13 protein-coding genes are annotated in these 12,553 nt (G+C 46.8%); 8 read left to right on the top strand and 5 right to left on the bottom strand.

Features of this window, described 5'->3' with window-relative positions; all coding sequences use genetic code 11:
- Window positions 1-308 precede the first annotated feature (308 nt).
- Both ACSEXW_RS05655 and ACSEXW_RS05650 read right to left on the bottom strand, forming a co-directional pair.
- Window positions 309-2,333 carry a right-handed parallel beta-helix repeat-containing protein gene (locus tag ACSEXW_RS05655; protein WP_438445132.1) on the bottom strand — a complete coding sequence of 675 codons (2,025 nt, stop codon included), beginning with the start codon at window positions 2,331-2,333 and terminating at the stop codon, window positions 309-311.
- Window positions 2,334-2,435: 102 nt separating this feature from the next.
- A complete protein-coding gene (locus ACSEXW_RS05650; protein ID WP_438445131.1) occupies window positions 2,436-3,014 on the bottom strand; it encodes an isochorismatase family protein in 579 nt (192 codons plus the stop codon).
- Between the two features lie 140 nt (window positions 3,015-3,154).
- Between ACSEXW_RS05650 and ACSEXW_RS05645 the strand changes: the two genes are divergently transcribed.
- The 3 genes from ACSEXW_RS05645 to ACSEXW_RS05635 all read left to right on the top strand — a co-directional run bounded on the left by ACSEXW_RS05645 (window position 3,155) and on the right by ACSEXW_RS05635 (window position 6,426).
- Window positions 3,155-4,039 (top strand): TetR/AcrR family transcriptional regulator, encoded by an 885-nt coding sequence (locus ACSEXW_RS05645; protein WP_438445130.1) that lies wholly within the window; start codon window positions 3,155-3,157, stop codon window positions 4,037-4,039.
- 166 nt (window positions 4,040-4,205) lie between these two features.
- Window positions 4,206-5,945, top strand: coding sequence for an ABC-F family ATP-binding cassette domain-containing protein (locus ACSEXW_RS05640; RefSeq protein ID WP_438445129.1), 1,740 nt, complete (start codon window positions 4,206-4,208; stop codon window positions 5,943-5,945).
- Between the two features lie 112 nt (window positions 5,946-6,057).
- Window positions 6,058-6,426 carry a YuzF family protein gene (locus tag ACSEXW_RS05635; protein ID WP_438445128.1) on the top strand — a complete coding sequence of 123 codons (369 nt, stop codon included), beginning with the start codon at window positions 6,058-6,060 and terminating at the stop codon, window positions 6,424-6,426.
- Window positions 6,427-6,600: 174 nt separating this feature from the next.
- On the opposite strand, the gene ACSEXW_RS05630 is transcribed toward ACSEXW_RS05635, so the two are convergent.
- Entirely contained in the window at window positions 6,601-7,035 is a 435-nt protein-coding gene (locus ACSEXW_RS05630; RefSeq protein WP_438445127.1) for a VOC family protein, read from the bottom strand.
- Between the two features lie 50 nt (window positions 7,036-7,085).
- On the opposite strand from ACSEXW_RS05630, the gene ACSEXW_RS05625 reads away from it, so the two are divergent.
- Window positions 7,086-7,910 (top strand): helix-turn-helix domain-containing protein, encoded by an 825-nt coding sequence (locus tag ACSEXW_RS05625; RefSeq protein WP_438445126.1) that lies wholly within the window; start codon window positions 7,086-7,088, stop codon window positions 7,908-7,910.
- On the opposite strand, the gene ACSEXW_RS05620 is transcribed toward ACSEXW_RS05625, so the two are convergent.
- A complete protein-coding gene (locus ACSEXW_RS05620) occupies window positions 7,840-8,280 on the bottom strand; it encodes a YdeI/OmpD-associated family protein (RefSeq protein WP_438445125.1) in 441 nt (146 codons plus the stop codon). The two genes, ACSEXW_RS05625 and ACSEXW_RS05620, sit on opposite strands and share 71 nt — an antisense overlap.
- 141 nt (window positions 8,281-8,421) lie before the next feature.
- On the opposite strand from ACSEXW_RS05620, the gene ACSEXW_RS05615 reads away from it, so the two are divergent.
- Entirely contained in the window at window positions 8,422-9,000 is a 579-nt protein-coding gene (locus ACSEXW_RS05615; protein WP_438445124.1) for a Crp/Fnr family transcriptional regulator, read from the top strand.
- Here ACSEXW_RS05615 and ACSEXW_RS05610 read toward each other — a convergent pair.
- On the bottom strand, window positions 8,975-9,688 hold the full coding sequence (locus ACSEXW_RS05610) for a DUF4386 domain-containing protein (RefSeq protein WP_438445123.1): 714 nt from the start codon (window positions 9,686-9,688) through the stop codon (window positions 8,975-8,977). The two genes, ACSEXW_RS05615 and ACSEXW_RS05610, sit on opposite strands and share 26 nt — an antisense overlap.
- A gap of 146 nt (window positions 9,689-9,834) precedes the next feature.
- Between ACSEXW_RS05610 and ACSEXW_RS05605 the strand changes: the two genes are divergently transcribed.
- From ACSEXW_RS05605 to ACSEXW_RS05595, 3 genes are all read left to right on the top strand, one after another.
- Window positions 9,835-10,815: a helix-turn-helix domain-containing protein gene (locus tag ACSEXW_RS05605; RefSeq protein WP_438445122.1), complete on the top strand. Its 981-nt coding sequence runs from the start codon at window positions 9,835-9,837 to the stop codon at window positions 10,813-10,815.
- Between the two features lie 43 nt (window positions 10,816-10,858).
- The gene (locus tag ACSEXW_RS05600; protein ID WP_438445121.1) at window positions 10,859-11,683 is read left to right on the top strand and encodes a MerR family transcriptional regulator; all 825 of its coding nucleotides are present in this window, start codon (window positions 10,859-10,861) and stop codon (window positions 11,681-11,683) included.
- 87 nt (window positions 11,684-11,770) lie between these two features.
- The gene (locus ACSEXW_RS05595; RefSeq protein ID WP_438445207.1) at window positions 11,771-12,535 is read left to right on the top strand and encodes an SDR family oxidoreductase; all 765 of its coding nucleotides are present in this window, start codon (window positions 11,771-11,773) and stop codon (window positions 12,533-12,535) included.
- Window positions 12,536-12,553: the final 18 nt, after the last annotated feature.

Raw genomic sequence — 12,553 nt, 5'->3', positions numbered from 1 at the left:
AATATTTCATGCCCCAAGTGCTCTTATTCAACCTATTGACGCATAAAATCCAAGATCTTTTTTACTGGAAGAAAACTATTTATGGGCCATGATGCCTCTATGTTTATACTGAGTTCATCAAAATAAACGCCCATTTGGAGGAACAATAAGTTGGCGTCAAATTGAGCGCGAACATCGGCCTCGCCTGCCTCCTCGACCATTCCGGACTCGTACAGCGCAAAACATTCGACAAGCATTTCTAAACTTCGCTAACAGTACACACGAAAAAAGATCCAATCACCTTAAAGGACTGGATCCTCAACAATAAACTAAAAATCGAAATCAATGGTTCCCTTTTCGGCCCATTCAAACGGACCGGGTGTGACATCTGCATCAGGTCTCTTTTTTTCGAAAAAGTCGGAGTCAAAACGATATGGACTGCTGTCCGGCTCCTCATATTTCATCTCGGCGTGATAGGTCTTGCCAAGCAGATCGGTGGTAACCAGCATGGCAGAGGCTCCCCGAAGCAGTTCGGGCTCATGGACCTGAATGTGCACCCTGCCTTGTGCAGGATCAATATCCACTTCTATGCCCTTCTGCGCATAACTCTTCGCATGGGGCTCATGACTGCTTGGAACCGCATGGTTAAGATATAGGTTTCCGCCCATAGCCACCGGAAGAACGGCATTTCCAATAAAGAAATCCTTTGCGGCCTCGCCAAGCTCAGCAAGCTCCTGAGGGGTGTATTCCCACCATTTCTTATCTTTTGCATCAGGGTGTTTGTTGTAGCCTCCCAGTCCCACAGCATGCAGATAGCAAATGGAATTGTCCGGAACCCCATCCATGACGGTCTTTCCGTCCTCACCAATTTCATCCCTTGGTTTAAGTGGAAGATGCTCAAAAAAGGTTATGGGAACAGGTTCCTTATGAGCATCATGATCCCCCAAAAAGATATTGTTGTAGTACCGGTCATCGCCTCCGGTGATATTGGAGTATCCGGCCATTGCCGTCTCGTGAGGGAAGTGATACGGCGTAGTACGGGTAATCTCCGAACGAACGACAAATCTACCGGCAAACAAATTATGAGCAAAAGCTCCACCCTGCGCCATATTTCTGAAGTTCATCGGAGAGAGGAACAAATTATGATCCACCATATACGGACCATGGCAAACCTCAACGAAGAAGTCTTCTGAAAGGTTGTCAAAAAATACATTGCGGCTGATGCGGGTGCCCTGCGCCTGCCAATCAAGCCAAACAGCACGATAACAATTATAGATTCTATTTTCGCTAATTTGAGTATCCAGGGAAGCATGAAGTTTGATTCCTGCTACTTCAGCACCGTGTCTCAAGCGTTTGTGGTGAATATTATATATGCGGTTCTGATAAATGCGGCTGAAGGCCCCTCCCATATGACCCACAATCCCTGCCTGTTCGCAGTCATGAATCACATTGCCTCGAACGATGTGACTGCCGATGGTATCCTTATGCCAGCCGGAGCGTATTGCTCGTAAAATAACCTCCTGCTCCCGTTGAGTACCGCCTTTCATATGCTTGCCCGAGGACTTGGTGTGACCTGTACCTATTTCGGTACCCAGGCTGATCCCAACGCATCTGGATTCACTAATCACATTGTTTTCAATAATCCAACCCTTGCTCCAGTGAGGTCCGATCAATCCTTCCTGGTAGTCCGTAGGCGGTGCCCACTGAGGAGAAGCTTGACGAAGAGTGAAGCCGCTTACAGTGATATAATTAAGTCCCGGCTTCTCAGGCCAAAAGCAATAAGGGCGGACATTAATTTCCACATTTTCTTTACGGGGATCTTTACCACCAAAATTGGCCCAGATTTTGGTCGTTGCGGCACCAACTTCGGCATACCATTTTAGCAGAGAGTCCTCGGGATATTTGGCTTCGGGCCAAACTTCGGGCTTCTGAACCTTTTCGACACTCTCGCATTCATACAGAGATTTGTTATCCAAATAGACATCACCGAGATGAACCGGGAAGGGCCCGCCAAATACCCAGTCTCCACTGAGCTCCACTTCAAAGGGATTGCGAACGGAAAAGATGGAATTGGATACTTCTGTGCTCCAAACGTTGTTTCCTTCAGACTTCCAGTCGGCAATCCGTTCCGCTCCTGTAATGACGACTTCCCCGTCTCCCGCAGATCGATATACGATTCTATGCTCCGCGGTTCCCCCATTCGCCGGGTTGACCCATTCCCTGTATACTCCAGCATGAACCATAACCGTATCACCAGCCATGGCAAGAGCCGCAGCGCGTGATATTGTACGAAAGGGCTGATCAGCGGTTCCTTGCCCCTGATCATTCCCTTGTATGGATACATGATATTCCACAAAAATCCTCCTTTACGCAGTCCTGTCAATAAAGCGCTTTAATTTTAGTATATGTGATTCAGGGCACCTTTTAAAGGTGCCCTGAAAATTTGTATTCGCCGTTTAAGATTGAAGCGCGGCGCAAGCAAGAATGTCCTCGGTCGAGCGGATTCTGCCAATACGCGGGAAGATGACCTTCATGACGTGTTCATGTTCCTCTTCGCTGAAGCCGGTCATGGCATCTTTCGCAAAAATGACCTGATACCCATGGGCGAAGGCTTCACGCGCAGTGGTATCTACGCCGATACCAGAAGCAATGCCGCAAAGCACGATCGTCGTGATGCCCCGCCGGCGCAGCTGCAGATCCAAGTCCGTTCCGTAAAAGGCTCCCCATTGGCGCTTGGTAATGACATGATCGGTGTCCGTGACTCCGATCTCGGGTACAATTTCATCCCACCCAGGCACCAGATTCAAGGTTGGGGGGGGCTGATCCAGCAGCGGACGAGGCATATCTTGGAAGTCTTTCGTGGATACACGAACTAGTCCAACGAATGCGCCTGCCTCACGGAATGCTTGAACCATAGAGGCGGCGCGGGTGACGACTTGCTCCGACGAATATGGGGCATACTGGGATCCAAGCCACTTTTGCAAGTCGATGACGATTAGTGCCGTCTTAGGAAATGGAAACAAAAGTTCTTCCAAGATCAATCACACTCCAATTTAGAAATCGAGTTTGCCCCATCGTGACCTATGGTTCAATATTTTGAAAAAGGGGTCAATTGACTCTATGTTCATAATTTTGTACTATGGGTTTAAAGTTGTCAAGTGGGGGATACATGAGGATGAGTGTAACCAAACAGGATATCATCCGTTCGGCTTCTAAGATGTTTAAGGAAACAGGGTTTCTGGCGACCTCCATTCAGGAAATTGCTCAGGACTGTTCTATTGCAAAGGGCTCGGTATACAAATATTTCCCATCCAAAGAGGACTTATTGTGCGCGGTTTTCGACGAGTGCCAGACGGTTTATTTTGATCGGGCTGAACACCTGAAACAAACCGAGACGGGCACTCCCAAGGAGCGGCTCATCCATCAAATCGTATTTCGCTTTCAGTATTTTATTGAATACCATCACATTATGGTTGACTTCATAGATCTTCCTATTACGCAGTATGCAACCTTCCGTTCACTAAGGAATCATGTTCGCGCCCGTATGATGGAGTGGCATAGATACTGGCTGCTTGAAGTTTATGGGGAGAGAATCGAACCGTTTCTCTGGGATCTCATTTTTATATACCGCGCGATCCTGAAGGACTATCTGCAGCGCATCATCTTCGAGGCGAAGCTGCTGTCGATAGAGGATACAGCTTGGTTCATCGTCGATAAAATGGATGCGCTAGTCGAACATATGTCTAGGTCAGGTTCGAAGGGGCTGCTTGGACAAAGCGCATTCACAACATTTATACATTCCGATCCAAAGGACTGGAATAATGAAAAAGAAAGAATGATCGAAGAATTGTTCGGCAGAGTGACTGCGCTGCTTGAGGCTTGGCCCGGCGGGCTCGCGCGGCGGAGGGAGCTGCAAGAGATTGCTCAAGTGCTGGGGACGGAGATCTCTCAGACTCCGCCCAAGAGATCGCTCATTCAGGCGCTATGCGCCTACTTGGAACAAGAACAGGAGCTGAGAAGTCCCGTCATTCAGTTGAAGCAAATGGTCCTGGAAGAGTGAGTAAGCCTTCTATTGCATAGAGACAAGTTTCTGCAAAAGGCATCCGATCGAATCCCTTTCAATTTCGCTATAAAGATGTTACGCTGAGAAACGGTAAACTCGCCATTCATGTTCTACAATACACTCCATAATCGTCATCACTTTAGCTGCCAAGAAAGGTAACCCTATGATAAAGGTTGAAAACCTATCCTTCTCGTTTCCGCAAAAAGAACTATATAAGGACATTTCGTTTACGCTTGAAGAGGGGCAACATTGCGCTTTTATCGGAACAAATGGCAGCGGAAAAAGTACACTGATCGATATACTGATAGATCCGGAAAGGTATTTGTTCGAGGGCAAGCTAGAGATAGACCCGACTTGCAAAATCGGGTATGTCAGTCAGTTCTCGCAAGTAGACAAGCCCAAAGAAACAACCGTTTTTGAATATATTGGGGAAGCATTTATCAAAATACAAGATGAAATCACTTCGATTTATGCTGAAATGGAAACCACATCGGACATGGATTCGGTGTTGGAAAAGCTTCAGTTCGCTTTGGATGCATTCGATTCAATAGGCGGGGACGATTTTGAAAGCAGCATTAATCGGAAGCTAAACCTGGCAAACCTTATGAAGCTAAGGGATGTTAAAGTATCCGATCTGAGCGGCGGAGAATTCAAACTTATCCAAGTAATGAAGGAAATGCTTAACAGTCCGGACTTGTTGATTATGGATGAACCGGATGTGTTCCTAGACTTCGAAAACCTAAATGCGCTTAAAAAATTGATAAATGCTCATAAGGGAATGCTGCTGGTTGTTACGCATAACCGATATCTTTTGAATCATTGCTTCAACAAAATCATTCATCTTGAAAACATGGAGCTCCAAGAGTTCGAAGGGCGATATATCGAGTATAACTTCTCCTTGCTTCAGACCAAAATAGAGCTGCAAGAACTCGCAATCGCTGAGGAAGAAGAAATCGAGCGAAACGAGAACATCATCGATCATCTTAGAGCAATCGCGACTTATAATTCAGAAGCATCCAGAGGCAGAGCGTTAAAAGCCAGAGTCAAGGTTCAAGAAAGATTGGAAGCGCGTAGAATCAAAGCGCCGTTCGTGAATATTAAGCAGCCGGATATTACTTTTGGGTTGGATCATGAAATAGAAGACACCACTGTCGTAAATGTCCATGATTATAGCCTTGCCTTCGATGAACTGCTTCTAGAACATGTTAACTTTGAGATCCAATCTACGGATAAGGTAGCCATTATCGGTCCAAACGGTACCGGGAAAACGACTTTGCTCCGCGAAATCTTCAAAAACAACCATGAGTCGATCAAAATAAATGCTGATGTTAAAATGGCTTATTTATCTCAGCTTCAAGGCGAGACGCTAAAAGATTCCAATACCATAATGGACGAATTCATTGATGCTGGGTTTAAAACGTATGACGAGGTCAGATCGTATCTTCTACACTATGGTTTTGAAGGAGAAATCCTGGATCAAAAGATCGAATCTTTGTCTGGTGGAGAAAAAAACATGCTTCAATTGGCCAAAGTATCTGCCAGCAAAGCAAACGTACTGCTTCTTGACGAACCGACAAGCCATTTGGACATCTATACACAGATCGCACTGGAGAAAGCCATCGAAGACTATAAAGGTGCGATTCTGATGGTTTCTCATGATTTCTATTCGGTCGTAAACGGCATGGATTATGTGTTAATCATTGATGATAAGACGATTAGAAAAATGAGCATGCGAAAATTTAGACAGATGATTTATGAGAGTCATTTTAATAAAGACTATTTAGAAACGGAACAAAAGAAAAAGTCGGTTGAAATGAAAATAGAATCGGCTTTAAAGGATAAGAACTTTGAACTTGCGAAAGTATTAGTCGATGAGCTGGAAGAAATCATTAAGCTGCTTTAAATGTTAACTCTTATGAAGACGGCGGAAAAGGATCAAGAAAAAGACACTGATGAATCTCAGTGTCTTTTTTTAGCATGTTGGCTGGCATGGGATGGACGGGGTCACTTGTTAAATGAAGAACCAATTTGTGGGCGGATTCATACATTGGTTTATTATGAACCCAAATGGAGGGATTCAATTGAATAATATGGTTCCATCTTCTGTAATGCCTCAAATGACAATGGGAATGAACCAGCAAATGCACCCCATGCCCATGCCGACCATGAACCAGCCGATTCAGGTCGTTGTCGTCGAGCCTTACGTGTACGCAGCCGTACGCAGTCTAATCGGAAAAAGAGCGGTTCTCGATACGGTTCGGGGATCCGTGAGCGGTATGGTAGTTGACGCAAAACCGGATCATGTCGTGCTTCAAGATAGGGAATCTACCTTCTTCGTTCGCATATGCGAGGTTGTCTGGATCATGCCGGAACCGGGAAAATAAGTTAATTATTATCCCATCATAAAGCGGCTGCCGCTGATGGCTCCAAGCCATGACTGCAGTCGCTTATTTATCTTTATTTGTTGCGCGGGGACCTATGTCATGGTTGTCAGGAGGAAAAGGATTGGTTGTTGTGGAAAATAACGGAGTGTATTGAACTTGGCGGCCAAAGAAGATTTATGCCTTAGAAATAGAGGCCCAAACTTCCTTGTAATGCGGGCTGTGAATTAAGCCAAGGATGTTCCCGAAGGGGTCCACTACCGATGCAGTAATCCAGTCAACGCCGCGTTCCGTCAGAGGCTCATACTCGGTGGCACCCATTTCCTTTAGCGTTTCCAACATGCCGGCTACATCATCCACATGCCAATAAAGGGTGGCCCCTCCTGCACCTGACATGTTGGCTACCTCTGGCGCATACTTTCTATCGATGATGCCAAGCTCATGCTGGTAATCGCCGATTCGAAATTCAATGTAGGCAGGATGCTCAGCATCGGGACGTTGAAAGTAAGGCTCCTCACCGAATAAACGGGTATACCATTCCTTAGCTGCCTTAACATCTTCCGCCCAAAAACTAACGTTAGCCATTCCGCGTAATTTTTGTTGACCTGTCATATCGAATCCCTCGCTTTTCTAATTTATTCATAGACATGCAGGTGATCGGAGTGAAGCTTGTTCTGCAAAGAGCAGATGCGATTTATCAGCCCAACGGGCATTTGGACCCGGTGGGTTTTGGCCGACACATTGACTTTCATACCTATTTGCCACCCGAATCTTTGGTGCCGTTTATTGACCACTTCTGGACCATAAGCTGGAATAGGGCGAGCCAACAACCTTATATTTCGGAGCAGGTCATGCACCGCCCCTATGTCGACTTCTACCTCTCGAGGGACGAAGCGGGGATCCAATGTACCTTTCGGGAGAAACGGGACTATCAAGCGGTCGATAACGGGAGAATTATCGGTGCGCGACTCCTGCCGGGCGCGTTTCGTGTTTTTTGGCGCGGGTCGCTGGCGGGATTATATAATGAGACCATCCCGTTACAACAAGTGTTCTCAAGTGCCGATCTTCCATTCATGGAGGATACGCTGTCCCTGCCTGACGGCGAAGCGGTCGGTGCGCTTGCTGAACTCATTCAGTCCCACAACCCGCAATACGACCCGAACATCGCGGTAATCAATCAAATTATCGACGCTATCGAGACCGAGGACATGCAGACCGTGAAGGACGTTGCACGTTGGGTTGGCAAGAGCGAGCGATGGCTGCAGCAGCTCTTTCAGGAGTATGTCGGCGTCGGCATCAAGTGGCAGCTCCAACGATATAAACTGTTGAGAGCGGCGAAGTCCATTCGGGAATGGGACAAACCCCATTGGGCGGATATAGCGTATGATCTCGGGTACAGCAGTCAACAACACTTTATTACGGACTTTCGACGTGTGCTTGGCAAGACGCCAGTTCAATATAAGAAAGACTTGGGTCCCCTTTCTTAAGCGCGAAGCTCCATCTTCCATCTGCCTGCGCGGCATGGATCTCGGCAAGACCGGGAGCCTGCATGCGTCCGGCTGCCAGTAAGCTCTCCGCCTTCTTCAGATTGATCAAGGACCAGGGGCTCTTCCTTCTTCGCGGGGAATACCGTTGCAAGTAATACGATTGGTCATAAGATTTACGATGACTATCGATCCAGCCATAACATAAGGCAACATCCAAGGCTTCTTCGATGGTGATGGATTTTACGCCGGAGCCCTTCTTGGCAATCCTGAGCCATGCTTCTCCTTGTTGGTCGAAGCGGGTGGACAACCATGCTTCCCATTCAGCGGCGTCAACAAAATCGATGAATGTGAAATTTTCAGACGATGTCATGTCGTGGACCCTCCCCACATATCCCCTTTAGTCGCTTTCGTAGTCTTACTATACCAATAAAAACGAATACGGTATTACATAAAAGCGCAGGGTTTCCATAATCTTAGGGCGCGGTGCACAACTCGAAGGGAGGGAAGCAAGGTGAAGGACATTTTGTTTAAATATTTGACGAAATACACTTCGTTTAGCGATGAAGAGCAACGGATGATTGCAAGTGAGATTCGAGTGGATGAGTATAAGAAGGGAACGATTCTTCTATGGCAAGGGGACGTCCCCACGATGTGTTATTTCATACTGAAAGGCTGTATTCGGCAGTATGCTGTAGATGCGTTAGGAAGAGAGGTCACCAGCAATTTCTACACGGAAGAGCAAGCAGTCGTCATCTATAACGAGCACTCGGAGAGCAAGGGATCTAGGTATACACTGACATGTCTCGAGGATTGTGTATTGGTTGTCGGCGACCTAGCAACGATTAACGACACCTTCCATAAATACCCGCAATTAGAAACGATGACGAATCGAATGACCGTGGAGATCTTCGGGAGTGTACAAGAGGACTTCGCCGATTTCGTTGCTTCTTCGCCCGAAGAACGGTTCAAATCTCTGCTGCACAAAAGACCTGGCCTTATCGAACGTGTTCCCCAGAATCAGTTGGCAAGCTATCTCGGGGTTACGCCGGAGTCCCTTAGCAGAATTAAGAAACGGGTTTCCCGCCTCTAAATAACAACCATAACCCAAATCCCAATTCACCAACCGTCATCGGCATAGTAAGAATCATGGTAAACATTTCAAGGGCCTTATTCTCCTGTGCATATACAATTGAAATTAGATGAGTGAACATATAGCCGAATGCCGCAATCAGCAAGAAGATGCTAATCCACCGCGGGATCGGATCGGCTTTGTAAGCTACCAAGCCGGTAATCAGCAGATGCCCGCCAAAGATGATCAATCCGAACGACCATGTGGATTCAAAGGCGGCTAATGCTGTCATGACCTGCGCTTGTTGTTGAGGAGCCTCCAATAGGAATGGAATGTTCGCTTGACCCGTGAGAATCAGGGCGTTGAGCAAATTCAGTATTGCCGCACCTAGAATCGCCGTATAGATCAAGCGGAACCACGCACCGAGCAAGGATAGATAATGGTGATAGGGCTTCAGAAAAACGTAAAATGCCCAAGCTACAAGGATGTCGCAAATCAATACAATCAGCCATCCTACGATTTCTGCCTTGAACAGCATGCTAGATGAGATAAGACGATTCATCGTGGCGTCCGCATCTTCGAAGTTGACAAGCGTTCCATGCGCATAGCCATAAGAGAAAAAAGCGGCTAACGCCATAACAATCAATGATATTCCGGCCGTCCGTGCGGCTGTTCGTTGCGACATACTTGGATTGAGTGTACTCCCCATAACGGTAGCCTCCTTGGAAAAAGTTAATCTCATTTTACTGTGTGAGTGGTGTGTATGCATTGACTTAAGATAAGCCTTGACTCTTCCTTTGGGGAATCCATTATTCTAGGTTTATCCTTGATCATTGAGAAAAGAGGTCAAACCTAATGAACAACCTGATCAAAATCAAAGATATGTCAAGCAAATATGACATTACAGCTCGTACACTGCGTTATTATGAGGACATGGGGTTGCTGTCCAGCACCCGAAGCGATGACTATACCTATAGAATGTATGACGAGAACGCGGTTAGGCGGCTTGAACAAATCCTCATTTTACGTAAGCTGAATATCAGCATAAGAGACATTCAACGTGTTTTCAGCACCTCCGGCTCTGATGTCGTTTTGGAAGTGCTAGGGAAGAAAGTACAGAACATAGACGACGATATTGCGATTTTGCATGAGTTGAAAGAAATCGTGTTGGATTTTATACGTGACATCGAGCAAGTGAACTTTGCAGACAACTCTGACATAAAACTGCTGTATAACAAGGCCAAAGAGATTGAAACCCAATTGATAAGCATTGACTACATCGGCAAGCCCTCCAACATTAACCGCTTGATTGAAATTACGGATAAATTGGACAAAAAAGTTCCCGATATCATGGTCGTCCGGATACCGGGATTCAGAGCGGTAACAAGCGGCACCCATCCCTGGGGGGATATGTTCAAAGAAGGGGGATATATGCATCAATTGTGGCAGTATTGCCACTTGTACGAGAGTGTGATTTTCGATTGTTTTGATTTTTTGTTGGCTAAAGATGATAAGGCGGAATGGATATGTGCCGTAAAAGATGGCGTTACAAATGCGGATGTAAGTCCTCTTCAATTGCTCGATTTTCCGGGGGGCATCTACGCTATGGCAGTCAGTATTGACGAAGACAACGAGAGCATACATAAAGTAGAAGATAAAGTTCGCCGATGGATTGAAAGCACAAATTTTGAGCTAGATCAAGCCCGCAGCATTTTGTTCAATATGCCTTATTTATATGAAGCTGGAAGAGATAGTGCCTATAGAGACATCGAAAAGGGACTTGGCTATAAACAAATGCAACGGTATTTTCCCATTAAGCTAAAAGAAGGAATATAAAATCATTTACCACAAGTAACGTTAATAAAAAGGGGTGTCCGCATTGTTCAAGATTGGAGCTTTCGCCAAATTGAGCGGGGTGACAGTGAAGACACTGCGTCATTATGATGAAATCGGCTTGTTGAAGCCTGCTCTAGTGGATGATGAATCGGGCTATCGTTATTATTCGGCGGAGCAGCTGCTGACTATCCGACGCATTGCGGGCTTCAAGGATCAGGGCCTGACACTGGAGATGATGCGTCCATTACTAAATGGACCGCTCACTCAGACACAGGTTAAAAGCACTTTGCTGGAGAAGAGGGAGATTCTGAAACAACAAATACGGGAGGCTCAACAGCAGCTTGAGGAAGTCGATAAGCGACTTCAATGGATTGAATGGGATGCGAAGATAACGGAGGAGGGGAGGCTCTCTTTTCGGGAGGTAAAGCCTATTCTCGTTGCATCCGTTTGCGAGTCCTTGCCGAATAACCGATTATGCCTGGTGCTGGACGAACTGAAGCAGTATGTCCGCACACAGGGAGAAGAAACGGACCGTGAGATGATCATCATCTGGCACAGAAAGGCCGATTGCAATGAAGAGAATTCCGATTTGGAGGTTGCAATGCCCATCACCAAGCCTATTCTTGGCAGCCGAAGGGTGAAGATTCATGAATTACCCGGTATGAAGAAGGCCGCTTCTTATATCCATCAATGTGACCCATATGCAAACCAATGCCATGCAGGCGAGATGATGATGGCATGGATCGCTGACCAAGGCTACAGACGGCTAGAAGCGACTCCGGTCCGGGAGATTTATCTGACGTCCGATCAAAATATGTATGGTCCGTCTCGAATGGCGGAAATGATTGTACCGGTGATACAGGTCTAAAAAAATGTGGAGCCTCTCTTGACTCTCCCCTCATGGGGAGAGTTTATCATCATATCAACGGATGATAAGGAGTGGTTCAATATGAATATGAAACGTTTGAAGGGCCGAGTCGCTGTTGTCACGGGGGCTAGCCGTGGAATTGGGAGAGCAATCGCACTGCGTCTCGCAGCTGAAGGTGCACTCGTTGCCGTACATTATGGGACACGGAATGACGCGGCGGAGGAGACGGTAGCTGCGATTCACGCATCAGGAGGACAGGCATTCACCGTAGGTGCTGAGTTCGAATCCCTGGACGGGGTCGAACGGTTTCTTCAGGGTTTAGATAAAGAACTCAACCGCAGGACCGGCATGAATCAATTCGATATATTGGTCAACAATGCGGGGATCGGCACATCCCCTTCCTTTGAAGCGACGAGCGAGGATGAGTTTGATCTGTTATTTGCGATCAACGTTAAAGCGCCGTTTTTCATCGTTCAGAAATCTCTCGAACGTATACGGGACGGGGGGCGCATCGTTAATATTTCATCCGGAGTGACACGGATTGCTTATCCGCATATCATGGCGTACAACTTAACCAAAGGCGCAATCAATACGTTTACCTTGCATCTGGCTCAGCTTCTGGGTCCGCGCGGGATCACCGTGAACTCCGTTATGCCTGGCATTGTCGATACGGACATAAACGCATCTTGGCTGCACACGCCTGAGGGACGTAAGTATGCCGCAGATATGTCAGCTCTCGGACGCATCGGAGAGCCCTCGGATATCGCGGATATCGTTGCCTTCGCGGTATCCCCGGACAGCAGATGGATAACGGGGCAGATGATCGATGCGACGGGAGGATCGCATTTGTAAGCTGGGTTGGATCCGTAG

Origin of the sequence: Oryzibacillus soli, assembly GCF_051594765.1 — a bacterium.
GTDB lineage: Bacteria > Bacillota > Bacilli > Paenibacillales > NBRC-103111 > Paenibacillus_AR.
Note: the sequence above shows the minus strand (reverse complement) of the source record. Positions and strands in the feature narration are given on the sequence as shown.